Source organism: Bradyrhizobium erythrophlei, assembly GCF_900129425.1.
Lineage (GTDB): Bacteria > Pseudomonadota > Alphaproteobacteria > Rhizobiales > Xanthobacteraceae > Bradyrhizobium > Bradyrhizobium erythrophlei_C.
Map to the genome: position 1 here is coordinate 7,328,177 of NZ_LT670817.1, position 24,329 is coordinate 7,352,505.

The window sequence follows — 24,329 nt, forward strand, 5'->3', positions numbered from 1 at the left end:
GAGCGCGCCATGACTGTTGCAGAAAAAATCTCCAGCGGGTTTTCGCGTCGTAGCGTGCTGACGGGCGGGCTGGCGGGCGGATTTCTGCTCGCATTCCATCTCCCCGTGCGCGCGGTGAACGAGCCGGTGCAGCCGCCCGACGACGCCGCCGGCAAGTTCGCGCCCAACGCCTTCATCCGCGTCGACAACACCGGCAAGACTACGTTGGTGATGCCGCAGGTCGAGATGGGACAGGGTATCTACACGGCGCTGGCGGCTATTTTGGCCGAGGAGATGGATGCCGATTTTTCCGCGCTCTTCCTGGAGCACGCCCCAGCCAACGAGAAGCTGTACGCAAATCCCATTTTCGGGATTCAAGCGACGGGAGGCTCGACGTCGGTCAGGGCGTTCTGGAAGCCGCTGCGCACGGCCGGCGCCAGCGCGCGCGCCATGCTGGTGCAGGCTGCGGCCCAGCAATGGCAGGTCGATCCCGCAAGCTGCAAGACGGCGAACAGCGAAGTGACCCACAAGGACAGCGGCCGCAAACTTACGTATGGCGACGTTGCGGCGGCGGCCAGCAGTCAGACGCCGCCAAAGGACGTGCCGCTCAAGGACCCCAAGGATTTCGTGCTGATCGGCAAGCCGCTGAAGCGGCTCGACACGCCGGAGAAGGTCAACGGCAAGGCGGTCTACGGCATCGACGCGATGCTGCCCGATATGAAGTTCGCGACGCTGGCGGCGTGCCCGGTATTCGGCGGCAAGGTCGGCAAGGTCGATGACAGCGCGGCCAAAAAGATTCCGGGCGTGCGGAAGATCGTCGTTCTCGATGACACGGTCGCGGTGGTCGGCGATCACATGTGGGCGGCGACGAAAGGCCTCGATGCGCTGGTGATCGACTGGGACGAGGGCCCGAACGCGCGCCTCAGTTCCAACGACATCTGGCAGGGTCTGCGCGCCGCCAGCGAAAAGGACGGCGTGGTCGTCAAATCCGAAGGCGACATCGCCAAGGGCCTTGCGACCGGCGAGCGCGTCGACGCGGCCTACGAGCTGCCGTTTCTCGCCCATGCCACGATGGAGCCGCTGAGCGCCACGGTTCACGTTAAGCCGGATTCCTGCGAAGTCTGGACCAGCAGCCAGATCATGGCGCGGGCGCAATCCGAGGCGGCGAAAGCCGCCGGACTCCCCGTCGAGAAGGTGACCGTCTACAACCACCTGCTCGGCGGTGGTTTCGGACGCAAGCTCGAGATCGACATGGTGGTTGCGGCCGTGCGCATCGCCAAGCAGGTCGACGGACCGGTCAAGGTGGTGTGGACCCGCGAGGAAGATATCCAGCACGACATCTATCGTCCGGTCTACCGCGACACGATTTCCGCGAGCCTGTCGGACGGCAAGATCGTTGGCTGGAAATACCGCGTCACCGGTTCGTCCATCATGGCGCGCTGGCTGCCACCGGCGTTTCAGAATGGCGTCGACATCGACGCCATCGATAGCGCCGTCGACATGCCCTACGACATTCCCAACAAGCACATCGAATATACCCGTGCCGAACCGCCGGCGGTGCCGACCGGGTTCTGGCGCGGCGTTGGCTGCAACAACAACGTGTTCGCCATCGAATGTTTCATGGACGAAGTGGCGCGGAAGGCGAACAAGGATCCGGTGGATTTTCGCCGCGCGATGCTCGGCAAAACTCCGCGGCTGCTGGCAGCACTCAATCTGGTGGCGGAAAAATCCGGCTGGGGGCAGCCATTGCCGGCGCGGGTCGGGCGCGGCGTCTGCGCGCAGACGTCGTTCGGCAGCTTTATTGCAACCGTGGCCGAAGCCGAGATTGACGAGCACGGCGAGGTGCATTTGCGCCGGGTCATTTCCGCGGTCGATACCGGCATCGCCGTCAATCCCGATACCATCGTGGCACAGATCGAGGGCGGGCTGATCTTCGGCCTGACCGCCGCGCTCTACGGCGAAGTCACCATCGACAAGGGACGGGTGCAGCAATCCAACTTCCATGACTACCGCATGCTCCGCATCGACCAGGCGCCGAAGATCGAGATCCACCTCATCAAGAGCGGCGAGGCGCCCGGCGGCATCGGCGAGACCGGCACCACGGCGGGCCCGCCGGCGCTGCGCAACGCGATATACGCTGCGACCGGTGTCGCCCTGCGGCGGCTCCCGATCGACCGCTCGCTGATCGCAGCGGGGAAAAAGGCATGAGCCCCGGAGCGCGTCGCATTCTCCTCAGCGTTGTCGTCATCGTGGTTGTCGCGCTGGCCGCGGGCGGCTGGATCATCCGGGGTCCCGGCCCGATGGCGTTCGCGGAGGGCCCGAAAGTGGCGTTCGCCGATTATCACGACGCCAATCCCACCGGCGTTCCGGCGTCGCTTGCCAAGGCGAGCCTCGTGGAGCGCGGCGAATATCTCGCCAAGGCGGCGGATTGCATGGTCTGCCACACCACGCAGGACGGCAAGCCCTATGCAGGCGGCCTCGGATTCAACCTGCCGTTCGGCACGCTGTACTCGACCAACATCACGCCGGACAAGGAGACCGGCATCGGCAATTACAGCGACCAGGATTTTCTCGCCGCGGTTCATCGCGGCATCCGCCGTGACGGCGCGCGGCTGTATCCGGCGATGCCGTTTACCTCCTATACCTATATGACCGACGCGGATGCGCTGGCGATCAAGGCCTATCTGTTCAGCCTGCCGGCGGTGCACGCGGAGGCTCCCGCCAATACGCTGACCTTTCCGTTCAACCAGCGCTGGGCGATGACCTTCTGGTCGATCGTTTTCAATCCGGATATCCGCTTCGAGCCCGACACCTCGAAAACGCCGGAATGGAACAGGGGCGCCTATCTCGCCGAAGCGCTGGCGCATTGCGGCGAATGCCACACGCCGCGCAATCTCGGGTTCGCGCTCGATAACCGCAAGAAATTCGCCGGCGCGCTGACGGCGGGCTGGCGCGCCTTCAACATCACTTCGGACAAGACCACCGGCATCGGCGGCTGGCGCGACGAAGATATCGTCTCTTACCTCACGATCGGCCACGCCATGGGTCACGGCAGCGCCTCCGGACCGATGGGCGAAGCGGTCGATTACAGCTTCAGCCAGTTCGCGCCGGAAGACATCCGCGCGGTGGTGGCCTATCTGCGCAGCGTGCCGCCGATCGCCTCGCCCGACCTGCCGGCGACCCTGGCGCCGCCGGCGCCGGCGTCGCACAAGCAGGGCGGCGGCACCCAGGACCCGCGCGGCAAGATGGTGTTTGAAGGCGCCTGCGTCAGTTGCCATGACTGGTCCGGTGAAAGTCCGATCTCGCCCTTCGCCACGCTGACCGGCGCCTGGGCGGTCAACGATCCCACCGCCACCAACGTCGCCCAGATCGTGATTTCCGGGACGGTGCGGCGTCACCCGCCGGATGCGGTCTCGATGCCGGCGTTCGGCGACGCCTATTCCGACATCGAAATCGCCGCGGTCGCCAATTACGTCACCGCGCGCTTCGGCAGCAAGCCATCGAGCCTCACCGCGCAGGACGTGGCCGAGTTGCGAAAGCAGGCGTCGCAGTAGCGGTCGTGCTCGTCGTCCGGGCGACCGCGTCCTCGTCATTCCGGGATGGTGCGTTAGCACCAGACCTCAGATGCGCAATTGCGCATCGGGGAATCTCGAGATTCCGGGTTCGATGCTTTGCATCGCCCCGGAATGACGATCGCGTGACACGAACGGTCTCATGACACACGTCCGCGATCTCGCCGCGCGATGCGCCCGAGTTGTTGAAAAATCTTCCGCCCAAACGAGGGCGTGGGGAACGCCGGGTGCTCCAGTGCACCCGCAGCCTCGTGTGCGCATGGGGTGGTAAGTATGCACACGAGTATTCACAGCGAGGTCACCGGAATCACCGGCGTTCCCGCACGCAATGGTTTTAACGGTTTATCCTCGTGCTCTCCCCGGTGATCGGCTTTTTTGCCACCGTCATCTGCGGATATGGCTGGTCCGCGCCCGGTTGGGCCGACTTCGCTCCGCAAGACTTGACACCAGCGTCGGGGTGTCAGGACCACACGACTTCGCCGTCCGCATCAGCGCCGTTCGTCAGCACGCCGTTGACAACTCACGGGCCTCCTAAAACCCGCCCTGCCGTCACGTGTCGTGCCTGACGCTGCCGCGTCCACCGCATTCCGCCCCGCGTCCGTGACGATCGCGATACGCCCCTCTCTCGGGACGGAACGGCGGTGGATATACAAGTGATTTGGGTCTTCGGAAAATCAGAATATTTTTTCAAGAGGGGCTGGACAGCGGTTTGGAAAAACAGCCTGTCGGGCAAATCAGGCAGGGGTCGTTGAAAGACCGTCAGGGGCGATGTGCTGCATGTGTCTCGTGCGCGAGCCGACTGGTGCCGAATAGCGCAGCGCCCGCTTTGCGCCAGAAGCGGGCCGCTCGAGAACTGATAAGCTTTTGCATAAAAACCTTATCAGTCCAAACTGACTCCATTTGTGTATTTTTCTTATCAGTCGCTGGCTCGCGAACGGGCCGCATAGACGCTTAGAATGGCTGCAGCGATTATCGACTGCCGTCTGCGGTAACTATTGATTAGATATGGTGAGGCACAACAACGGTTACAGCTGTGCCATCCGAGCATGACTCGGTGACGACGTGAGCAAGATTATCTTTGGGTAAGGCGATATTTGCGGGGCGGAGCACCGCTTTCGCCTGGGGCGGGGGTTGAATGTCAAATGACTCTTCGAGGAGCGAATCGCGGGACATGAGAAAGGATTCCCTTCCCCGCGAGCACGGAGACATCCAAACCGCCGTTGTGACCCTTGTCGATCGTTTGGCGCCAGTCATCCCCATAACGGGTCAGCCGGCTGTTGCGCGAAAAATCGCAGAAGTGATCGCAAGCCTGCACAGTTCGATGGGCAGCAACATGTTCCTCCGTCAAAGCATCATCCGGCGTGGCACAGCAACCCATGGTCATGTGATCGACGGTTTGGCAGCGTGGGTCACCGTCCTCTTCGATCTCGCCAACCTGCAGCACGACCGAAGCCGAGCAATGAACCTCAAGGCCAGAATCTCGGACGAAGCTGTGGATCGTCTTTCTCGAGCTCTCTCGATGTCGCGCAACGGCTGCATTCTTGCGGTCCCCCACATAGGGAGCATCGAACTGTTCGCGGCGCACCTCAAAGACCGTGGTTTCAACGTCGGTTTCGTCTACACGATCGGCAAAAAACCAACGGCTACCGAACGGTGGATTTATGAAGGCCGGTGCGCCACTCGCGCCACACCGATTGCGTTCGGGCGAAGAAATACCGGAGCCGAGATCTCGAAGGTTCTTCGGAGCAATGGCGTCGTATTGATGGTCGTGGATGTCTACCCAAGCGCCAAATACAAAGGAATATCCGTCGAAACCCATGACGCTGAGTTCCGGTATCCGCCCGGACCAGCCCGCTACGCGCGGTCAGGCACGCTCGTTCTTCCCGGCTTTGCATCAAGCCGTGACGCGGAGGGCTTTTCGATGAGCATCCTGGAGCCCCTGGGTTACCACGCATCGATGCCTGCCCGGGACGCCGCCTCCGACTTCACCCAAAGGGTCGCCATCCATGTCGATGGGTTCACTGCTGAACAGCCTGCGGCGTATTGGCTCTGGCACCCGATCCCCAATGATCCGTTCCTTGCGATCGCGCAACGTCAGCGACCGGACCTCCTGACCTCGACGGTCGCAGAGTTCCCGGATGACGAGGCAGCGGCATTGGCACTGGAAGCACTGTGCTCGAAGTGGACGGCAGGCGGCATCGCTGATCACCTTCGCTAGCGGGATGCCCCGTCCCATTCATGTCCCCCGAGTCCGCCCATGGACAGTATCGTCCGGCGCGCGGGCGTTTTCGCGTGCAGCGTTGCCTGCGCGCGCTCCACGGGCAGGCGAAACACCCTTGACCGACCGAACCCCATGAGCCGGCCGCTTGTCGTGATCTTCGCCACCATCGCGCTTGACGCGGCCGGCATTGCGCTGATCTTCCCGATCCTGCCTGGTCTGCTCCGCTCCATGGCTGGCACGGAGGATGTGTCCGCGCTGTTCGGGGCAATGCTGGCGCTGTACGCGTTCATGCAATTCGTCTTCACGCCGGTGCTCGGCGTCCTGTCGGATCGCTTTGGCCGCCGGCCGGTGCTGCTCCTCTCCCTTGCCGGCTCGACCATCGACTATCTGGTCATGGCTTTCACGCCGTACCTGTGGCTGTTGTTCGCCGGCCGGGCCATAGCCGGGCTGACGGCGGCGAACACGGCGGTCATCACCGCCTACATCGCGGACATCACGCCCGAGGCCGAGCGCGCGCGCCGCTTCGGCCTGTTCCAGGCCTTCTTTGGCGCCGGTTTCGTCATGGGTCCAGTGATCGGCGGCCTGCTCGGCGACATTTCGCTGCGCGACCCTTTCCTTGCCGCCGCCGCGCTGAATGGCGTGAACCTGTCGATTGCGCTGTTCCTTCTGCCCGAGTCGCATCGGCCGGAGCGCAAGCCGTTCGATTGGCGGGCGCTGAACCCGTTCGCGCCGCTGCGCTGGGCGCTCACCTTTCGCGCACTCATCCCACTGCTCGCGGTGTTCTTGCTTGTTAGTCTCGTCGGCCAGACCTACAGCACGGTCTGGGTGCTTTTTGTCACAGATCGCTTCCGCTGGACCGGAACCGACATCGGCCTTTCGCTGGGCGTATTCGGCGCACTCGTGGTCATCGCGCAGGCTTTCGCCATTGGCCCGGTCACACGGTGGCTCGGCGAACGCGGCACGCTGCTCCTCGGCATCGCCTGCGAGACGGTCGCCCTCCTCATCCTCGCCTTCGCACAGGCGGGCTGGATCGCCTTCGCGTTGATACCACTGATCGCATTCGGCGGGATCGGCGTGCCCGTGCTGCGATCACTGCAGACGAACGCCGTCGATCGCGAGCGTCAGGGGCAATTGCAGGGCGTCATCGCCAGCTTCGTCAGTCTGGCGGCGATCTTCGGCCCACTTGTCTTTAGTTGGATTTACGCTCTGTCGTCGCCGGGCTGGACCGGACTTGTGTGGATCGTCGGGGTAGCGATCTACGCTCTCGCAGTGCTGATCGTGCTCACTGTTCCGAACAACGCCGGCCAGCGGCCATAGCGATCCAACAAAACGCTGAAGTAAACGAGATCGCTTCAGGCCGGCTTTGCGATGGGTCGACAATCTTCCAAGATGTTGGGCCTGGAAGGCCGAGCTAGTTGCCGAGCTTGATGCCGGCATCCTTGATCACCTTGGCCCACTCGGGCGTTTCTTTCTTGATGATCGCGGTAAACTCGGCCGGCGTGTTGCCGACCGGCTCGAGGCCAAGTTCGTCGAACTTCTTGCGCACCTCCGGCATCGCCAAGGCCTTGACGGTTTCTCCGTGCAATTTATCCAGAACATCCTTCGGCGTGCCGCTCGGCGCGATCAGGCCGAACCACGGCACGGCCTCGAAGCCGGGAAAGCCGGATTCCGCCATGGTCGGCAGGTCGGGCGCCAGCGCCGAGCGCTTGATCGAGGTGATGGCCAGCGCGCGCAATTTCCCTTCGCGCGCAAGCGGTAATACGTTCACGATATTGGCGAACGACATGCTGATTCGGTGGGCGAGCAGGTCCGGCATCATCGCCGTGGTGCCGCGATAAGGCACCGGTCTAATATCGACATGCGCCATGTATTTGAACAATTCGCCGGCCAGATGCTGTGACGTGCCCACGCCGGCATGGCCATAGGAAAGCTTGCCCGGCTCGGCTTTGGCGAGCGCCACCAGTTCCGCCACGGTCTTGACCGGCAGCTCGGGCGGAACGGCTAGCACGTTCGCCGCGATGAATACCTGCGAGATCGGTGCGAAGTCCTTGAGCGGGTCGAACGGCAGTATTTCATACAAGCTCGGATTGATGACCAGCGACGAGTTGCCGCCCATCAGCAGCGTGTAGCCATCGGCGGTCGCCTTGGCGACGCGATCGGTGGCGATGTTGCTGCCGGCGCCGGGAATATTCTCGACCACGAACGGCGTGCCCCAGACTTCCGAAAACCGGTCGGCAAGAATGCGAGCCACAAGGTCGGGAGCCGTACCGGGTGTGAAGCCGACCAGGATTTTCGTCGGCCGGTTCGGATAACTCGATTGCGCTGATGCCGTCTGCGCCGCGAGCAGCACAAGCAGGGCGGCGAACAGGTTCGCAGCGAGCTTCATCGTTTCCTCTCACGTCCCGCATGACCGTTTGCCCGGTCTTTGCTGTCGGACTTGACGGCAAGTGTGACACCGGCGAACAGCGCCCGCAAGGTGGCCCCCCGCGACATCGCATGAGCTTGCTTCGACGGCCCACAATTCGTTGCTTGCGTCTCTCGGTGTGCATCGAGGAACGGCAGCGTCCGGGTGAGCGATGCGTGGTGAATAGCTCGGCGCGACTTCTCTGAAAATCCTCTACCGGTCCGCGTTCTTGTCGGCGAACAATGAGGAGACCAGGGCTTTGCGCTGAACAGCCTTGCGAAGCTGGACGATAATCAGGCCGGCGACGCCAACTTCCATCATGACCGACATTAACGGAATCAGCGCGGCGGCTGACGTCGGGGCTACAGAGAAACGCAATCCGCTCAAGATTGAATCGGTGATGACGGAGCCAATCAACGGGCTCGCCGTCGCTACCGAAAGGAGCAGACAGAGATTCAACTGACGTTCATAGCCGCCGCGCAGCGTCGCCGAGACCCGGCGGCTGCCAATATAGACCCAGCCAAGGATGCCGACGACCAGCGCCACCATGAACCCATAACGATCGATCGCCGGCCCGATGGTGTTGAACCCGAGCCAATCCGCAGGCAACCGCCATTGCAACAGCTCGTACAACGCGCCACGTCCCTTCATGAGGACGAGAATCGCAGCGATCGCGAGGATCAAAATACCGCCGACCCGTCGCGCCTGTTGCAACAGGGACAATGGTGCATACTGCCGGGCGATCTCCCTGGGATCTCCGAACCTCGCTATCGCCGCGGCGTCCTTTGGGTCATCGCCTCCATCCTCACTGATGGCGTCCAGGAGATGATCCTCAACCTCTCTACGCACACGTCGCGACAACTCCGGGTCGAAGCTAAGCTCGCGGGTTAACTGGTCGAGATGATTAGTGACCAGGACGGACGGTTGCATGGCTGATTTTTCCTAACAGACCACCGATCGCCTCCGCAAAGCGCTGCCAGACCGCACGCTGATCGGCGAGCGCCCGACGGCCTCTGCGCGTCAGAGAATACACCCGTCGCTGCCTGCCCGATTCACCCGCGGTCCAGCGGCTGTTCAGCAAACCGCTTTGCTCGAGGCGATGCAGCGCGGGATAAATGGTGCCTTCCGGCAGATCGAATGCGCCACCGCTGCGGTGGCGAATTTCCTGAATAACGGCGTAGCCGTGGGCCGGCCCGTCCGCCAGCGCGGCGAGCACGATCATGTCAAGATGCCCTTTGAGCATTTCGCCTTCCATGAACTTGAGCTTATCCCAGTAAAGCGAGGCGTCAACGCTGACCCCTTTGTCCGTTAGGACGCCGGGCTGCCGCTAGACGCCGCGGAAAACTGGTGGGCGACCCTCGCGGAGCGCGCGTTGAGATTCCTTGAAATCCTCGGTCTGTTGCAGGCGAGAGAAAGTCGGTTGTACTGCTGCGAGGGCGGTCGTTTCCTCAGCGGCGAGCGCCTGGCGGGATGAAGCCAGTGTTGCGCGTACGCCAAGCGGCGCAACGGCGGCAACTTTCTTCGCCAGCTCGATGGCGACATCCAGCTGCTTGCCAGGCGGCGTCACCTCTTGAACAAGACCCATGCGGTGCGCTTCTTCCGCACCCCAGGTATCGCCAGTCAGCATGTAGCGCATCGCGTTGGCCCAACCTGCCTCGCGCGTGAAGCGGACAGTGGCGCCGCCGCCTGGAAAACTGCCGCGCGTGACTTCGGCCTGGCGGAACACCGTATCGCTCGCCGCCACGCGGATATCGGCGGCAAGAAAGTACTCGTGACCAGCGAATTGCGTGCCGCCCTGAACGGCGACCACGAGAGGCTTGGTGCGAATTGGCGGGGCCAGTTCGAGGATGCTGATAAAATCCGGATCCTTGACGGGGATGATACCCGCTTGCACGGCCGCGATGAACGCGGGTGGATCGATTCCCATGGAAAAATCGGGGCCGATGCCATGCAGGACGGCGACGCGGAGGCCATCGTCGTGCTCGAGCTGATACAAGGCTTTACCGACGCCGATGATGATCGCGGGATCGATCAGGTTTCGCGTTTGGGGCCGATCGATTCCAATCAACAGCACCGGGCCGCGTTGCTCCGTCCTGACCTTGCCGGCGCCGGCCGTCGGAGCGGGTGCTGTCGGGGTAGGCTGTACCTGCGTCTGGGTTTGCGCTTGCCCGCTGGAAATTCCGGCGGCCAGGGTGACGGCACCGAGACCGGCCGTCATCAGGTCGCGGCGATCGATACCGGGCAGAGGTCTGTTGTTGCGGGAGGTCGTCATGGCTCACCTCATCAGGACAAGGGAATGACGTCTCTACGATACCTCGTGCTTCGATACCTCGCCATACTAGGCTTCATCGTGTTGGGGTTCAAGCTGAACCGCCGCCGGCGGGCATTCACGTATTCGCGATTGGGTGACGATACGGACAGCCGGGGCAACTCACGCGGTAGAGGCAATTTCGTGCTGGAGCGATGATGGAGAATCGGCGGAATATTCCGCCCGAAAGACGGCGCTTGCGGCCGAGCACGCAGGTGCAATAGCGTCGGCGTATTGGACCGAAAGGCGATTGGATTGGCGGAATACGCTATCGCTGTTCCACCCCTACGGACTGGCAACCACCGAAACCGACATTCGCCGATAGTGGCCGTTTGACGAGTTCGCGCCCCTTGGGGCGGCTCACGAGACCTGACGATAGATCGGCCTTCAGCCGTGATACGCAAACAGCTCGATGGGGTCGTTGAAGCCGCGGACCGGATATTCGCCGACGCGTTCGAGATCGAAATCGCTTTTGACGAAGTCGGCGAACGCGCGGGACAGCAGCACCGTTCTGCCCAATTGCTTGGTGAGGGTTTCGAGACGCGAAGCCATGTTGACCGCAGGACCGATGACCGTGAAGTCGAGCCGGGTGCGCGATCCGATATTGCCGTACATGACGTCTCCGACGTGGACGCCAGTGCCGTAATTCAGCGGCGCGCGACCGGTTTCGCCATTCCGTTCGTTCAGCGCAACCATGGCCTGACGGGCTTCGGTCACCGCATGCAGCAGATTTGCGCAGGCCGACGGCTGGCTGAGCGGAAAAATGGCGAGCAGACCGTCGCCGATAAATTTCAATATTTCCCCGCCATGTCGCGCAATCGGCTCCGACATCGCGTCGAAATAGCCGTTCAGAAGATCAATGACGTCATCGCGCGGCCAGTTGTCGGAGATCCTGGTAAAATCGCGCAGATCGCAGATCATGATGGCGGCGCGTACCGTCGTCCCGCTTCCGCGCCTGGTGGCGCCGGCCAGAATGAGCTCGCTGGCGTGCGACCCGACATAGGTTTCGAGCAGCGTTCGCGCCAGCCGGTTCTTGATACGGATTTCGCTGACCAGCGCCAGAACCGGCAACAGTTTCGACAGGCCGGCGAGATGCGCGTCGTCGAAACCTCCGGGCCGGTCGGTTGCAAAGGTCACGATATGCCGCTTGCCGAGCGTATGATACAGCGGCCAGGCCACATAGTCGGTCAGGCCTTTTGCCCGCATCTCGTCATAGACGGCGTGCTTGCGACCCAGCGAGGGATCGCGTTCGAGATTCTCTCGCACCTCGGTCGCACCGTCATAAATTTCGTTGGCGGGACTGCCGATGTATTCGGATCGCTCCCTGACATCGTAGTCAACTCTCGCAAGCTCGGCCTCGCGCATCCCGTCGGCCCACATCATCCGGGCGCCAAGCCATTGCGGATGATGGATCAGGACATGCAGCGTCGCCCGCTTGACCGGAAAGCCCGCTCGCTGGAGCCGGACACACAGTTCGGCGAAAATATTGTCAATGAAGCGCTCGTCGCGCGTGTGGTTTGCCAGCCAGTGCATGACGTCGCTGTCAGAAGGCGCGGTGACGAGATCGATGTTCGGTGTCGCGTCCATATCTTGCTCCTGAGCGCTGGATCGATGGTACAGGATATGTCGTGTCCCGGCCCGGCGGCGTCAACCGAGTCCGCCCCCCAATCTGCCTGCGCGTATGGGGTTGGCCGTGGCTCGCCGCGCGTCAGGCGCGAGAGGGCGCAGCGGTGGCGCGTAGGGCGCAATCGCACCAGCGTATTGGGCCGAAAGGGCAGTGGATTGGCGGAATACGCTAGTACTACTGAGTCAGAAGGTCGCGGCCGTCTGATTTGAGAATCACTTAACGTAGAGCTTCCCATTGAGAAACAGGAGGTTGGGATGGCTCTTCGGGAAGCGAAGGGTGTTCAAGCGCGTTTTACGCGGTATATCGAGAGTCTTGTCAGCGTGATCGGCCACGCAGATCGGGCAGGCCCGTTGCGCGACTATTGCACGGGCCTAATTGTGTCGGAAGCACGCAAGAGCGTTGAGCCGATGGCGGCGATCACAGCGCCGGATCGAACGGGCGCACAGCATCAGTCCTTGCTGCATTTTGTCGGCCAAGGGCCGTGGTCGGACGAGGTGGTTCTGGCCAAGGTTCGCGAGATGGTGTTGCCACAGATTGAACGGCGCGGACCGATCACGGCGTGGATTATCGACGACACGGGCATTCCCAAAAAGGGGCAGCACTCGGTTGGGGTAGCGCACCAATACTGCGGACAACTTGGCAAGCAGGCGAACTGCCAAGTCGCCGTATCGTTGTCGATTGCCAACCACGCGGCGAGCCTTCCTGTGGCCTATCGGCTGTATTTGACGAAGGATTGGGCTTCGAACGAGGCGCGTCGGCTCAAGGCGAAGGTGCCAGAAGAGATCTGCTTCAAGACCAAGCCGGAGATAGCGCTTGAGCACATCCACTGGGCCTGTGAGACCGGCCTTCCTGGCGATGTGGTGCTATTGGACGCGGGCTACGGCCACGACTCCAAACTGCGCGCCGGCATCACAGCTCTCGGGAAGGCCTATGCGGCAGCTATACAGCCGCAGACCTTGGTGTGGGCGCCGGGCATACGGCCGGGCCGTGCCCCGAAGAAGGGCCGCCGGGATGCGCCTGATACGATCTCGGTCAAAGAGCTTGCCCTCGGGCTGCGTGCGAAAGCATGGCATACGATCGAATGGCGGGAGGGCACGAATGCACGGCTCCGCTCGCGGTTTGCCCGCGTACGGGTTCACGTTGCATCGAGCCATGAACAGGCTGAGAAGCCGGCAAAAGAGTGGCTGCTGATCGAATGGCCCGAGGGAGAGGATGCGCCGACCAAATACTGGTTGTCGACCTTGCCAAAAAGCATTCCGTTCCGCGATCTGGTCGACACGGCCAAACTGCGCTGGCGCGTGGAGCGTGACTATCAGGAACTCAAGCAAGAGCTCGGTCTCGGTCATTTTGAAGGTCGAGGATGGCCAGGCTTTCATCATCACGCCACGCTGTGCATCGCTACCTACGGGTTCCTGATCTCCGAACGGGAGACGATTCCCCCCTCAGGACTACGTAGCGCCCGGCTGTTCCCGGAGATTGTCGTATCCGACGGCTATCGACCCAGAGGATCCTCCATTGCGGCCTGAGCGACACATCCCGAACTCAATCGCAACGATGCGCCGTAGGCTCATCGACGCCATCGTTAAACGCCTGCCACGATGTCCCTGCTGCCACTCTCTCAACGCACCGTATGCAAGGCAGACCCGATAAATGACACAGTAGTACTAGCGCTATTCCGCCCTACAGACTGCATCCGCTTCCGCGGGATCGCGTTGCTGATTGTGTTCGTCAGGCCGGATTCTACATCGCCATCAAATGCACCTTTTCAACTAAAAACGAGTTTCGCTTTCTGAAACTCAATTTAGTGGTGCGGGCGCATTATGGACCTACCTTGTGCAAAGACCGGCATGCTGGAACTGCTGCTCTTAACGCCCTTCCGCGGCCATGTGGCGCAAACACAAGGTGAGGAATGAGTCATGAGCTGGATGTTCGACAATGTCGGACGTTTGATGGCCCGGTTGCAGAAGCCGGCCAACCGCAGCGAGCCGTTCACTCAAAACGATCCGAAGGCACTGCGCGACACCCTTCGACGCGGTGACGTTTTACTGGTTGAGGGAAAAAGTCGCATTTCCGGCGGCATCAAATATCTCACCCAATCAACATGGTCGCATTCGGCACTGTATGTCGGGCCGATGGCGAGCGCCGCAACCGAAGGCGAGCCGCACGTCCTGATCGAAGCCAATATCGACGAAGGCGTCGTGTCCGCGCCGCTGTCGAAATATCTGCATTGTCAAACCCGTATCTGTCGACCGGTGGGCCTGAGCCAGGCGGACTGCGAAGAGGTCTGCCGCTACGCCTGCGAACGCATTGGTCTCGGCTACGATTTCAAGAACGTCATCGACCAGATGCGCTATCTATTCCCATGGCCAGTGACGCAGCGTCGGCGCCGCCGGGCGATCGCGCTCGGCTCCGGCGATCCGAGCCGTATCATCTGTTCTTCGCTGATTGCGCAAGCATTCGACGCCGTGCGTTACCCGATCCTGCCCAAGATCACGCGCGTCGAGAGCCAAACGGCGCAGCGCGAGATCGCCGAGATCCGTCACTCGTCGCTCTATGCGCCGCGCGACTTCGATATTTCACCCTACTTCATGATCGTGAAGCCCACGCTCGCGCGCGGCTTCAACTATAAAGACATGGTTTGGGCCGACCTTCCCCAGGATCACACCGCACAGCTTACGCTCGCTCCAGAGATCGAAGTCCCAATCGCAGAAGCGGCCTGCGCCGGAGTTCCCGGATGAGGCACTGAGTTGCGCAACGCTTTTGCCGCGACGGCGAACCCGGCGGCCCAAGCGAGAGTCGTTGTCATTCCCCCCACGAAATCGAGGGCCGTTGAACGAGGCGGTCGCAGGGCCGCCGATCGCCGTCCTCTCGTCAAACACAAATCTGGAGATTGATATGTCCAAGCCGCGTCTACGATTGATCAATTGCTCGAACGGCGTCCGACTCGGAGGAAGGCCCCGGCATCACGGCCGCAGCTTCCGACCTTTGGTTATTCAGGGAGGCGCGCGAGCGAAATCCGCCCCCGGAGTAAGCGCATGGGAAGCTGCACTTGAACTGATGATTCTCAGCTTTTCTATTTACAATACAAATTGCCGTGCCTTCCTGCAGGCGAGTATCACAATGCTTGAGGCCTATGATCGGACTGATCCTGAAAAAGACCAGTTAAAATGACACCGCCCACCTGACTCGCGTTCGACCAGCCGTGGAGAACACGGAGTGGTCGGCCATGTTCGCTCGACGCGCCGCGATCAGGTTGTTAAGCCCGCCTCCGCAGGGAGACTTTGAGTCGAGCCATGACTGTTGCGATCGAGATGGGACACACGACGGCAGGCGCCCCGGCGACTCTAGACCTTGAGGAACTGCTGGCGACCCGCCTGCTGGTGCAGGGCAATTCGGGCTCCGGCAAATCCCACCTGCTGCGCCGGCTGCTGGAACAGAGTGCCCCCTGGGTACAGCAGACCATCATCGACCCCGAAGGCGACTTCGTGGCGCTTGCCGACCGTTTCGGCCACCTCCTGATCGATGCCGAGGACCATACCGAGCGGGGCCTGCAGGTCGCCGGCGAGCGAGCGCGCATCCATCGCGTCTCTACGGTGCTCAATCTCGAGGGGCTCGACGCCGAGAACCAGATGCGGCGCGCCGCCGCCTTCCTCGGCGGCCTTTTCGAGGTCGCCCGCGACCACTGGTACCCGATGCTGGTGGTGGTGGATGAGGCGCAGCTGTTCGCGCCGGCAGTCGCCGGCGAGGTTTCGGACGAGGCGCGCAAACTCTCGCTCGGCGCCATGACGAACCTGATGTGCCGTGGCCGCAAACGCGGGCTTGCGGGGATCATCGCCACCCAGCGACTGGCGAAGCTCGCCAAGAACGTCGCGGCCGAGGCGTCCAATTTCCTCATGGGCCGAACCTTCCTGGATATCGATATGGCGCGCGCCGCCGACCTTCTGGGCATGGAACGGCGACAGGCAGACGCCTTCCGGGATCTGGAGCGCGGGCAATTCATGGCGCTGGGACCGGCCCTCTCCCGCCGTCCGCTGGGGCTGCGCATTGGTCCAACTGATACCACGCCGCGCAACGCGACCCCGCGCCTGATGCCTCTGCCGGAAGCGACACTGGACGCACGCGCCATCATCCTGGCAGCGCCGCCGCCCGAGAATAATCGGCCCCAGCGCCGGTCGTCGCCGGACCTCCTCGGCCAGCTCATGGCGGCGAAAACCGCGGCGCTGGAGATCCGTCCCGAAGCGGCGGAACAGCCACTCAGCGCTGAGGAACTGGCGGAGCGGCATGAGCGAGTGGACCGTATTCTGCGCGCCGTCATGGCGGAACCCGACGCGGGATTCCGTGCCATCGGCGTCCTCTATCAGGAGTTCGTGGTCCGCTGCCGAATTGAGGGCCTCGGTTCGACCGTGCCGGACCTGGCCGACTTCCGTCGCATGCGGACGCGCGCCCGCGCCGGGCTCGGCTCCGATATGGCAGACGATGACGGGTGGCAGGATGTCTCGGTCCGCGCCTCACTTCTGCCGGAGGATATGCAGGGCGTCTTCATGATGATCGCCCGCGCCGCGAAGGAAGGGTGGCCCTGCCCGGGCGATGCAGCAATTGCCCGCGCCTACGGCTCGCATTCGTTGCGCCGCGCACGGCGTCTGCTGACCTACATCGAGGAGCAGGGCCTCATCGTTTGCCAGCTTGACGGTGCCGGTCGGCGGATCGTGACGCTCGTCGAACTGGCCTGGGCGACGGCACCTGGCGACCCCAATGCCGAGGAGCTGCCGGCGGAGCAAGGCTGCAGCAGTTCGCCTCTATGATGCAAAGGTCGAGCGCGCACTCAGAAAACACCACTCATCAAGCCGAGGCTGTCTGAGGCCGCGGGCGCCAGCCATATTGCGGCCGTGAGTTGTGGTGCGGGAACGACAGGCTGGCATGGATTTCCTCTAGGCTTTCAGATGATGAGGTGTTGCAGCCGGGTTCCCTGGAACGGACGGGCTTCCTCCGTTCCATATTGGAGCACTTCAGCTCTTTCCAGGGTAATGAGACCGCTCGACATCATGCCGTCCAGCACAGGCAGGAAACTGTCGATTTTTTCCTTGGAGTCGATGATCTCAACCACGACAGGCAGATCCTGCGACAGGCGCAAAAACTTCGTGGAATGAACACGGCTCGAATGGCCGAACCCGATATGGCCGCGCAGAACTGTTGCACCGCCGAGGTGCATCTCCCGCGCCTTCAGGACAATTGCCTCATGAAGAGGACGACGCTGAAATTTGTCGTTCTCTCCAAAAAAGATACGGAGCAAGACGGCTTCCCGCGGAATTTGCATTTTCCTCCCCCATTTCTGGTTGGTACGGCATTTTTCCGGTTATCCATTCCCACCCGCGTCCGAGCCTTCGCTAAAACGCCTCCCCCTTTTGCTATTTTACGACCCGAACGGGGCAAGATGCCAACGCTTTGAACGCAGGGCCGGAGCCATCGTTCGCGTTCAGTTTCACGCCGACCATGAAGGCCGAGCCAGTCCTGGAATCTGCTGCGTCCGGCGGTGCCGGCTAGGCATCGGCGGCCTTATCGAGGCCGTACTGCAGCACCTGGAGTTTCTCCAGCGTGACGAGACCGCTATCCATCATCCCGTCAAGGACAGGCAGGAATTCATTGATCTTCTCTTCGGAATCCACGATTTCAATGACCAGGGGCAAATCCAGCGAAAGGCGAAGAATCTTGTCGGTGTGGACGAGGCTCGATTTGCCGAAGCCCATCGGACCGCGCAACACGGTGGCGCCGGCGAGGTGCATTTCGCGCGCCTTCATCACAATCGCTTCATAGAGCGGACGATCGTCGAATTTATCATTTTCGCCGGTGAAAATCCGCAGCAGCACGGCTTGTTTCGGTAATTGCATTTTCGGTTTCCTCACAAACGATTGAGGCGCGACGCCAGCGCATGACCGATCCATACACCGGCTATCCAGGTGATGGCCGAGACCAGCAGATAAACGAATGCAGTCTGGACTTTGCCGGACTGTACAAGTCGCAGCGTCTCGAGACTGAACGCGGAGAACGTGGTGTAGCCTCCACAGATGCCAACCATGACGAACAGCCGCTGCCGCGCGCTGACAAACAACCTGCCGTCGGGGCCCGTCAGCGCAGCATAAAATCCGATGACGAACGAGCCGGTCACGTTGACGAACAATGTGCCCCAGGGAAAACCGTCGCCAAATTGGCTCACGAACAGAACGGACACCAGAAAACGTGCCACAGCGCCGACGATGCTTCCGAGCGCGACCGAAATATAAGAACCGGTCTTGTTCCAGAATAGTTGCCACCAGGAGGGACGTCGCATGCGAGAAGGCGGAGGTTTCCCGGTCTGGCCGCTCCCCGGCAAACTTGATGAAATGTTGTCCTGCATTGCCGAGTTGCCCTTCAGCCTAAAACGTGGACGCCGGCCGCAAAGCCGCCGGTGACGGCAAGCAGGCAAAGAGAAAGCGAGAGCGCCATATTCCCTGCGGCACGCATCATGTCGCCGTCGCGCGCGAGTGCCAGAGTTTGAAGGCTGAAGGACGATACCGTGGTGTAGGTTCCGAGGATGCCAATCGCCGCGAATTGCCAGGGCCTCACGGCCGCGAAAATCCCATGGCTGGCAGCCGATGCAGCGAGGATGCCAAGCAGAAAGGCGCCGCTCACATTGACGGCCATTGTTCCCCAGGGAAATGTCTCGCCGACACGCCGCGCAACAAGGCCGGACAGCCAGAATCTCGCTGTCCCGCCGACCACGCTGCCGATGGCAACCCACATCACTCCGTTGATAGTGTCCACCGCACGCCTCTGCTTTTTATCAAGTTACTCGCTGCTCAAACCTTGTGCCGGAATCTTCTCAATGGTTATTTCAAAGCGCATGATCGCATCGTCGTCTGCATTTTGTCGTCTGCATTCTGTCGTTTGCATTTTTCTTGCCAATGCTCGCTCGCCAACAACAAACACGCCCGCCCGTCGGCGCGCCATCTCTGGTTGGCACACGACGCAGCACTCTTACTTCGCGGTGAGACGGCCAAGGGGCCTGAGCGGACATACCACAACGGACTAACCCTCCGCATTCTCGACGCGGCAGGAGTCATCAGCCCTCAGGCGGTTTTGGGGAACCCCATCCCCTTTGATATGTAAATACTACTAAACGATGTCAAACCAGGGATCAATGTCCGCCAACAACACCCACACTTTTGTGGGGGGCGGTGCATCCGCCGGCAAGCGATCAACGAAAATTTGAGGTTAAATAATACGTCACGATCCCGGCGCACCAATACGCAAGACAGCGTATGTGCTGATCGCCGAAACGAACATTTCGACGAGCCTGGGGATGGAATGGTCCAGGACCAGGGCTTTCCTCAGGAAAGCCTCGGCCGATGAGAGGGGCTCTGCCGGATGACCATCACCGTTCGCTTCCAGCCACAGCCACCTACCTCACCCAAAACCCCGGCAGCGCCGGCTCCAGCCTTCCACCGATCCGCACCGGCGCGATCTTGAGCGCGAGGCCCGTCGCGTCGTCGGTCTCGACCGCGACACCGCTCAGCGTCGCTGCGCCGAGCGCCGGTTCGAATCTCCCCGAGGGAATGCCGGTGAGAAAACGCCGCAGCGGCTCGTCCTTCTGCATCCCGATGATCGAATCATAATCGCCGGTCATGCCGGCGTCGGTCATGTAGGCGGTGCCAGCCGGCAGGATCTGGTGGTCGGCGGTCGGCACATGGGTGTGGGTGCCGACCACGAGGCTGGCGCGGCCGTCGCAGAAAAACCCGATGCCCTGCTTTTCGCTGGTGGCTTCGCAATGGAAATCGACAACGATGGCATCGGCCGCGGCGCGCAGCGGACAGGCTTCGAGTTCGCCGTTGAGGACCGCGAACGGATCGTCGAACGGCGTCATGAAGACCCGGCCGATGGCGTTGATCACCAGCGCGCGCCGGCCGTTTCTGGTGTCGACCAGCGCGGTGCCGCGGCCCGGCGTGCCCTTCGGAAAATTCGCCGGGCGAATCAGCCGCGGGGCGCGCTCGATGAACACCAGCGCCTCGCGCTGGTCCCACGAATGGTTGCCGAGCGTGACGACATCGGCGCCGGCATCGATGAATTCCTGGTAGATCGCCTCGGTGATGCCGAAGCCGCCGGCGGCGTTCTCGCCGTTGACGATGACGAGATCGAGCGCCCAGTCGCGGATCAGGCCGGGCAGATGTTCTGAGATAGCGGTGCGCCCGGCCCTGCCGACCACGTCACCGACGAAAAGAATGCGCAAGTCATGAACTCCGGAAATCGTGCAGTTGGGTTTCCGTTAGCACATAATCCAGCGCCACGTCGTGCTGCAGCGCCGGCACGGCCTCGACTTCCTGCGCCGCGAAGGCGATGCCGATCGCCGTGACGGCTTTCGATTTGCGCAATTGCGCCAGCGTGCGGTCGTAATGACCGGCGCCGTAGCCGATGCGATGGCCGGTCCGGTCGAACGCCGCCAGCGGCACCAGCACGATGTCGGGAATGATTTCGGCCGCGGCGGGCGACGGCTCGAGAATGCCGAGCGGCCCGCGCAGCAGTTTGTCGCCGGCAAACCAGGCCCGAAATCGCAGCGACTGGCCGCGCGCTGTTATCGCCGGCAGCGCCAGTCGCGCGCCCTGCGCGGCGAGGGCCTGCATCAGGGAAGTCGGATCGATCTCGCTGCGGATCGGCGAATAGCCTGATACAACGGTGCCGTGCCTGATTTCAATCGGCAGTCCGCGCAACGCGATGACCTCGGCCGCGGCGGCGCGCTGCTCGCCGCTCAACGCATCGCGCCTCGCCAGTGCTGCGGCGCGGAGATCGGCTTTTTGCGGAGGGTTCGACATTCGCCACCGTCATGGCCGGGCTTATCCCGGCCATCCACGATTTACTTCATTCGCAGATTAAAGACGTGGATGCCCGGGACAAGCCCGGGCATGACGAAGACTAACAGAGAAAAGTGCGAAGCCGCGATGGCCGTTGGAGCGCTCGATCCCGGAGTTCCCTACGAAAGTAGGTGGGCACCATGTGACCAAGTCCACGGACCTGGCCAGGGACAGTTCCCTGAAGGATCGATAAGGCCCCGGGGATATATGGCTCCTGACGCGCGACGCAGCTTCGCCTGGTCAATGTAACCACGCTTGGATCAAACCGCCAGCGTTAAGGCGGGGCGATGTGCGGTTCAGCATCAGCCGATTGCGACACCGCCGCCGATGGTGCGGTTCAGGACCTGGGTGGTCTTCTCGATGCGATCGGCGGCGGAGTTCAGCGCATTGGTCACCGCGGTCTGCGTCGCCCTGGCGCGATCGGCCGCCGCCGCGCGGACGCCGCGCAGCGCCTCGAGTTCGTTTTCGAGGTTGCGGATGCGATTGCTGGCGTCGAGCAATTCGTCGCACGCCGTCAGCGCCGCCATCACAGTCAAGCGCGCGTCGCCGATCTCGCCGAACTTGCCGCGCAGACTTTCGACCCGCGATTCAAGACTCTCGGCGAGCTTCAACAGCCGCACCTCCTGCCCCTCCTCGCACGCCATCCGGTATTGCCGGCCGTTGATGGTGACGTTGATATGACTCATGAGGATTCTCCGGCATCGAGGACGGAGCGGATGGTGCCGATCGCCGCATCCAGCCGTTCGGCGATCTCGCGATTGGCGCGCTCGAGCCGGCGCGATTTCACCAGCGATCCGTCGAGTTCGTCGGCGAGCCGCGATCGATCGGCGCCGAGCGCCTGAATCCGGGTCGCCAGTTCATTCTCGTCGCGATCGGCTTCGCGCCGCCGCTCGACCGCGCTTTCCAACGCCTCAAGCGCCGCCATCAGCCGCCGCGTCGCGGCGTCTAGATCGGCGGTGGTTGGCTCGGGCATGCCGGAGCCGTTGGCGGAAGGATCGCTCATGAATGACAGCACGGACCTTGCTGGGCCGGCCGCACAACAAAATCCGCGGTCCGGCAACCGTTTAGGCGTCGAAATTTACGTGGCAAGCGAGGCCAGCGCAACGCCGCTGCAAAGCTATGCACCGCAAAGCAACTTTTTGGCCCCGCAGTGCGTTTCACTGCCTTGGACTCCGGGAATACAGGTGCTATCCAGCCCTGAGTTCCCGTTGCCCACCAAGGCCTGTGCCGCGGCAATCCGCCTCAACGGCGGATCGTCACCAAGCACCTCATTTCAGACGGATTTTCATCATGACGCGCGTCGATCATTCTCGTATGGCCAATGCGATCCGTGCCCTGGCGATGGACGCCGTCGAGAAGGCTAAATCCGGCCATCCCGGCCTGCCGATGGGCGCCGCCGACGTCGCCACCGTGCTGTTCACGCAATTCCTGAAATTCGACGCCGCCGACCCGAAATGGCCGGACCGCGACCGCTTCATCCTGTCGGCCGGTCACGGCTCGATGTTGCTGTATGCGCTGCTGTATCTCACCGGCAACACGGAAATGACGCTCGACGAGATCAAGCGCTTTCGCCAGCTCGGGTCCAAAACTCCCGGGCATCCCGAGAATGCCCTCACCTCCGGCGTCGAGACCACCACCGGTCCGCTGGGCCAGGGTGTTGCTTTCTCGGTCGGTTCCGCACTGGCCGAGCGGCTGCTGGCGGCGGAGTTCGGCGAGGATATCGTCGATCACTATACCTACGTGCTGTGTTCGGACGGCGATCTGATGGAAGGCGTCAGCCACGAGGCGCTGGCACTCGCAGGACATCTGAAGCTGTCCAAGCTGATCTTCCTGTACGACGATAACGGCATCACCATCGACGGCCCGATCACGCTGACCGACAATGTCGACCAGGTGGCCCGCTTCAAGGCCCATGGCTGGAACGCCGTACATGTCGACGGCCGCGACCAGAAGGCGATCGCCGAAGCGATCAAGCAGGCGCAATCGTCAGACCGCCCCTCGATGATTGCCTGCAAGACCACCATCGGATTTGGAGCGCCGACCAAGGCGGGCACCTCGAAGGCCCATGGCGAGGCGCTCGGCGCGGAGGAACTTGCCGGCGCCAAGAAGGCGCTGGGGTGGAATTACGGCCCGTTCGAGATTCCCGACGACGTGCTGCAGGCGTGGCGCGCCGTCGGCAAGCAGGGCGCCAGCGCCCATGCCGACTGGAACCGGCGCTACGAGGCGATGCCCGCCGCTCAGCGCGACGAATTCCAACGCCGCGTGATTGACCGCAAACGCCCGGCGGCGCTGCCTGACGCCATCCGCAAGCTCAAGGACAAGCTCATCGCCGAGCCGCCGACGGTAGCCACCCGCAAGGCGAGCGAACTGGCGCTCGACGTGCTGGTCCCCCTGATGCCGGAACTGGTGCTCGGCTCGGCCGATCTGACGCCGTCCAACAACACCCGGACCAAGGGTTTGAAGGAAGTGACGCCGGACGATTTCAGCGGCCGCTACCTGCATTACGGTATCCGCGAGATGGGCATGGCGGGGGCCATGAACGGCCTCGCCCTCCATGGCGGCTTTGCGCCGGCCGGCGGCACCTTCCTGTGCTTCACCGACTACGCGCGGCCTTCAATGCGGATCGCGGCGCTGTCGCATGCGCCGGTGGTCTACATCATGACCCACGATTCGATCGGACTTGGCGAAGACGGCCCGACCCATCAGCCGGTCGAGCACCTCGCCGCGCTCCGCGCGATGCCGAATTTGCGGGTTTTCCGCCCGGCCGACACCGTCGAGACCGCGGAATGCTGGCAGCTGGCGCTCGAAAACACCAGCGGCCCGACGGTGCTGGCGTTGTCCCGGCAAAACCTGACCCCGGCGCGCACGGTCGCCAGCGCCGACAATTTGTGCAGCCGCGGCGGCTATGAACTGATCGCCGCGCAGGGCGAGGCCAAGGTGTCGCTATATGCATCGGGTTCGGAAGTCGAGATCGCCATCGCCGCGCAGAAGCAACTCGCCGAGCGCGGCATCGCGACCCGGGTGGTGTCAGTGCCCTCGCTCGATCTGCTGCTGGAGCAGCCGAACGCGCAGCGCAAGGCGATCATCGGCAAAGCCCCGGTCAAGATTGCGATCGAAGCCGCGGTCCGGTTCGGCTGGGACGCGGTGATCGGGCCGGATGGCATCTTCATCGGCATGACCGGCTTCGGCGCCAGCGCCCCGGCCAAGGATCTTTATCCGCATTTCGGCATCACCGCCGCGGCGGTGGTTGACGCTGCGACAAAGGGCCTGCAAGAGGCCTGAATGCGCAGTAGCGCGACCGAGACCTATGGAACTATGATGCATTGCAGCGTTGAACTG

At 62.5% G+C, this 24,329-nt stretch carries 22 protein-coding genes, 1 other RNA gene, 1 pseudogene and 1 riboswitch; of the genes and pseudogenes, 8 read left to right on the plus strand and 16 right to left on the minus strand.

The window, feature by feature from the left end; translation table 11 throughout:
• Positions 1–9: 9 nt before the first annotated feature.
• The 4 genes from B5527_RS34880 to B5527_RS34895 all read left to right on the plus strand — a co-directional run bounded on the left by B5527_RS34880 (position 10) and on the right by B5527_RS34895 (position 7,089).
• Positions 10–2,187, plus strand: coding sequence for a xanthine dehydrogenase family protein molybdopterin-binding subunit (locus tag B5527_RS34880; protein ID WP_079605540.1), 2,178 nt, complete (start codon positions 10–12; stop codon positions 2,185–2,187).
• Positions 2,184–3,533 carry a c-type cytochrome gene (locus B5527_RS34885; protein ID WP_079605541.1) on the plus strand — a complete coding sequence of 450 codons (1,350 nt, stop codon included), beginning with the start codon at positions 2,184–2,186 and terminating at the stop codon, positions 3,531–3,533. Before B5527_RS34880 ends, B5527_RS34885 begins: the two co-directional genes overlap by 4 nt.
• A gap of 1,189 nt (positions 3,534–4,722) precedes the next feature.
• Complete coding sequence (locus B5527_RS34890) at positions 4,723–5,769, plus strand: hypothetical protein (protein ID WP_079605542.1); 1,047 nt, start codon at positions 4,723–4,725, stop codon at positions 5,767–5,769.
• A 135-nt stretch (positions 5,770–5,904) separates the two neighbouring features.
• A complete protein-coding gene (locus B5527_RS34895; RefSeq protein WP_079607742.1) occupies positions 5,905–7,089 on the plus strand; it encodes a TCR/Tet family MFS transporter in 1,185 nt (394 codons plus the stop codon).
• Positions 7,090–7,183: 94 nt separating this feature from the next.
• Here the strand turns inward: B5527_RS34895 and B5527_RS34900 are convergent, their stop codons facing one another.
• From B5527_RS34900 to B5527_RS34925, 6 genes and pseudogenes are all read right to left on the minus strand, one after another.
• Positions 7,184–8,158: a Bug family tripartite tricarboxylate transporter substrate binding protein gene (locus B5527_RS34900; RefSeq protein WP_079605543.1), complete on the minus strand. Its 975-nt coding sequence runs from the start codon at positions 8,156–8,158 to the stop codon at positions 7,184–7,186.
• 231 nt (positions 8,159–8,389) lie between these two features.
• Positions 8,390–8,860: a hypothetical protein gene (locus B5527_RS34905; RefSeq protein ID WP_154072688.1), complete on the minus strand. Its 471-nt coding sequence runs from the start codon at positions 8,858–8,860 to the stop codon at positions 8,390–8,392.
• A gap of 60 nt (positions 8,861–8,920) precedes the next feature.
• Positions 8,921–9,106 (minus strand): annotated as a pseudogene (locus tag B5527_RS47915) (HAAS signaling domain-containing protein); the annotation flags it as partial.
• Complete coding sequence (locus B5527_RS34915) at positions 9,081–9,431, minus strand: PadR family transcriptional regulator (RefSeq protein WP_079605546.1); 351 nt, start codon at positions 9,429–9,431, stop codon at positions 9,081–9,083. The gene B5527_RS34915 and the pseudogene B5527_RS47915, both read right to left, overlap by 26 nt.
• 72 nt (positions 9,432–9,503) lie before the next feature.
• Positions 9,504–10,394, minus strand: a complete 891-nt coding sequence (locus B5527_RS34920; protein ID WP_079607743.1) for a crotonase/enoyl-CoA hydratase family protein — start codon at positions 10,392–10,394, stop codon at positions 9,504–9,506.
• A gap of 477 nt (positions 10,395–10,871) precedes the next feature.
• The gene (locus B5527_RS34925) at positions 10,872–12,071 is read right to left on the minus strand and encodes an adenylate/guanylate cyclase domain-containing protein (RefSeq protein WP_079605547.1); all 1,200 of its coding nucleotides are present in this window, start codon (positions 12,069–12,071) and stop codon (positions 10,872–10,874) included.
• A 294-nt stretch (positions 12,072–12,365) separates the two neighbouring features.
• Between B5527_RS34925 and B5527_RS34930 the strand changes: the two genes are divergently transcribed.
• The 3 genes from B5527_RS34930 to B5527_RS34940 all read left to right on the plus strand — a co-directional run bounded on the left by B5527_RS34930 (position 12,366) and on the right by B5527_RS34940 (position 16,913).
• Positions 12,366–13,637 (plus strand): IS701 family transposase, encoded by a 1,272-nt coding sequence (locus B5527_RS34930; RefSeq protein WP_079602812.1) that lies wholly within the window; start codon positions 12,366–12,368, stop codon positions 13,635–13,637.
• 390 nt (positions 13,638–14,027) lie between these two features.
• Complete coding sequence (locus B5527_RS34935; RefSeq protein ID WP_079605548.1) at positions 14,028–14,849, plus strand: YiiX/YebB-like N1pC/P60 family cysteine hydrolase; 822 nt, start codon at positions 14,028–14,030, stop codon at positions 14,847–14,849.
• A gap of 555 nt (positions 14,850–15,404) precedes the next feature.
• Positions 15,405–16,913, plus strand: a complete 1,509-nt coding sequence (locus B5527_RS34940; protein ID WP_079605549.1) for an ATP-binding protein — start codon at positions 15,405–15,407, stop codon at positions 16,911–16,913.
• A 134-nt stretch (positions 16,914–17,047) separates the two neighbouring features.
• Here the strand turns inward: B5527_RS34940 and B5527_RS34945 are convergent, their stop codons facing one another.
• The 10 genes from B5527_RS34945 to B5527_RS34985 form a co-directional block, all read right to left on the minus strand.
• A complete protein-coding gene (locus tag B5527_RS34945; protein ID WP_079605550.1) occupies positions 17,048–17,425 on the minus strand; it encodes a DUF190 domain-containing protein in 378 nt (125 codons plus the stop codon).
• A 223-nt stretch (positions 17,426–17,648) separates the two neighbouring features.
• Entirely contained in the window at positions 17,649–17,996 is a 348-nt protein-coding gene (locus B5527_RS34950; RefSeq protein ID WP_079605551.1) for a DUF190 domain-containing protein, read from the minus strand.
• 11 nt (positions 17,997–18,007) lie between these two features.
• Positions 18,008–18,502, minus strand: coding sequence for a fluoride efflux transporter CrcB (gene crcB, locus B5527_RS34955; RefSeq protein ID WP_338065059.1), 495 nt, complete (start codon positions 18,500–18,502; stop codon positions 18,008–18,010).
• A 14-nt stretch (positions 18,503–18,516) separates the two neighbouring features.
• Entirely contained in the window at positions 18,517–18,909 is a 393-nt protein-coding gene (gene crcB, locus B5527_RS34960; protein ID WP_276329292.1) for a fluoride efflux transporter CrcB, read from the minus strand.
• A 24-nt stretch (positions 18,910–18,933) separates the two neighbouring features.
• On the minus strand, positions 18,934–19,110 hold the full coding sequence (locus B5527_RS44820) for a hypothetical protein (protein WP_154072689.1): 177 nt from the start codon (positions 19,108–19,110) through the stop codon (positions 18,934–18,936).
• Between the two features lie 81 nt (positions 19,111–19,191).
• Positions 19,192–19,251: riboswitch (Fluoride riboswitch) on the minus strand.
• Positions 19,252–19,546: 295 nt separating this feature from the next.
• Positions 19,547–20,371, minus strand: a complete 825-nt coding sequence (locus B5527_RS34965) for a TIGR00282 family metallophosphoesterase (protein ID WP_079605554.1) — start codon at positions 20,369–20,371, stop codon at positions 19,547–19,549.
• Between the two features lies 1 nt (position 20,372).
• The gene (locus B5527_RS34970; RefSeq protein ID WP_079605555.1) at positions 20,373–20,951 is read right to left on the minus strand and encodes a 5-formyltetrahydrofolate cyclo-ligase; all 579 of its coding nucleotides are present in this window, start codon (positions 20,949–20,951) and stop codon (positions 20,373–20,375) included.
• A 114-nt stretch (positions 20,952–21,065) separates the two neighbouring features.
• Positions 21,066–21,226, minus strand: a non-coding RNA gene (gene ssrS / locus B5527_RS34975) — 6S RNA.
• A gap of 66 nt (positions 21,227–21,292) precedes the next feature.
• Positions 21,293–21,676, minus strand: a complete 384-nt coding sequence (locus B5527_RS34980; RefSeq protein WP_079605556.1) for a cell division protein ZapA — start codon at positions 21,674–21,676, stop codon at positions 21,293–21,295.
• Entirely contained in the window at positions 21,673–21,993 is a 321-nt protein-coding gene (locus B5527_RS34985; RefSeq protein ID WP_079607744.1) for a DUF4164 domain-containing protein, read from the minus strand. Before B5527_RS34985 ends, B5527_RS34980 begins: the two co-directional genes overlap by 4 nt.
• Before the next feature lie 287 nt (positions 21,994–22,280).
• Here B5527_RS34985 and tkt point away from each other — a divergent pair, with 287 nt between their 5' ends.
• The gene (tkt, locus tag B5527_RS34990) at positions 22,281–24,272 is read left to right on the plus strand and encodes a transketolase (RefSeq protein ID WP_079605557.1); all 1,992 of its coding nucleotides are present in this window, start codon (positions 22,281–22,283) and stop codon (positions 24,270–24,272) included.
• Positions 24,273–24,329: the final 57 nt, after the last annotated feature.

Bases quoted from the DNA above. Each gene is read 5' to 3' on its own strand.
- B5527_RS34880 (WP_079605540.1), top strand. From the start codon at position 10: ATGACTGTTGCAGAAAAAATCTCCAGCGGGTTTTCGCGTCGTAGCGTG.
- B5527_RS34885 (WP_079605541.1), top strand. From the start codon at position 2,184: ATGAGCCCCGGAGCGCGTCGCATTCTCCTCAGCGTTGTCGTCATCGTG.
- B5527_RS34890 (WP_079605542.1), top strand. From the start codon at position 4,723: ATGAGAAAGGATTCCCTTCCCCGCGAGCACGGAGACATCCAAACCGCC.
- B5527_RS34895 (WP_079607742.1), top strand. From the start codon at position 5,905: ATGAGCCGGCCGCTTGTCGTGATCTTCGCCACCATCGCGCTTGACGCG.
- B5527_RS34900 (WP_079605543.1), bottom strand. From the start codon at position 8,158: ATGAAGCTCGCTGCGAACCTGTTCGCCGCCCTGCTTGTGCTGCTCGCG.
- B5527_RS34915 (WP_079605546.1), bottom strand. From the start codon at position 9,431: ATGGAAGGCGAAATGCTCAAAGGGCATCTTGACATGATCGTGCTCGCC.
- B5527_RS34920 (WP_079607743.1), bottom strand. From the start codon at position 10,394: ATGACGGCCGGTCTCGGTGCCGTCACCCTGGCCGCCGGAATTTCCAGC.
- B5527_RS34925 (WP_079605547.1), bottom strand. From the start codon at position 12,071: ATGGACGCGACACCGAACATCGATCTCGTCACCGCGCCTTCTGACAGC.
- B5527_RS34930 (WP_079602812.1), top strand. From the start codon at position 12,366: ATGGCTCTTCGGGAAGCGAAGGGTGTTCAAGCGCGTTTTACGCGGTAT.
- B5527_RS34935 (WP_079605548.1), top strand. From the start codon at position 14,028: ATGAGCTGGATGTTCGACAATGTCGGACGTTTGATGGCCCGGTTGCAG.
- B5527_RS34940 (WP_079605549.1), top strand. From the start codon at position 15,405: ATGACTGTTGCGATCGAGATGGGACACACGACGGCAGGCGCCCCGGCG.
- B5527_RS34945 (WP_079605550.1), bottom strand. From the start codon at position 17,425: ATGCAAATTCCGCGGGAAGCCGTCTTGCTCCGTATCTTTTTTGGAGAG.
- B5527_RS34950 (WP_079605551.1), bottom strand. From the start codon at position 17,996: ATGCAATTACCGAAACAAGCCGTGCTGCTGCGGATTTTCACCGGCGAA.
- crcB (WP_338065059.1), bottom strand. From the start codon at position 18,502: ATGCAGGACAACATTTCATCAAGTTTGCCGGGGAGCGGCCAGACCGGG.
- B5527_RS34970 (WP_079605555.1), bottom strand. From the start codon at position 20,951: ATGTCGAACCCTCCGCAAAAAGCCGATCTCCGCGCCGCAGCACTGGCG.
- B5527_RS34980 (WP_079605556.1), bottom strand. From the start codon at position 21,676: ATGAGTCATATCAACGTCACCATCAACGGCCGGCAATACCGGATGGCG.
- B5527_RS34985 (WP_079607744.1), bottom strand. From the start codon at position 21,993: ATGAGCGATCCTTCCGCCAACGGCTCCGGCATGCCCGAGCCAACCACC.
- tkt (WP_079605557.1), top strand. From the start codon at position 22,281: ATGACGCGCGTCGATCATTCTCGTATGGCCAATGCGATCCGTGCCCTG.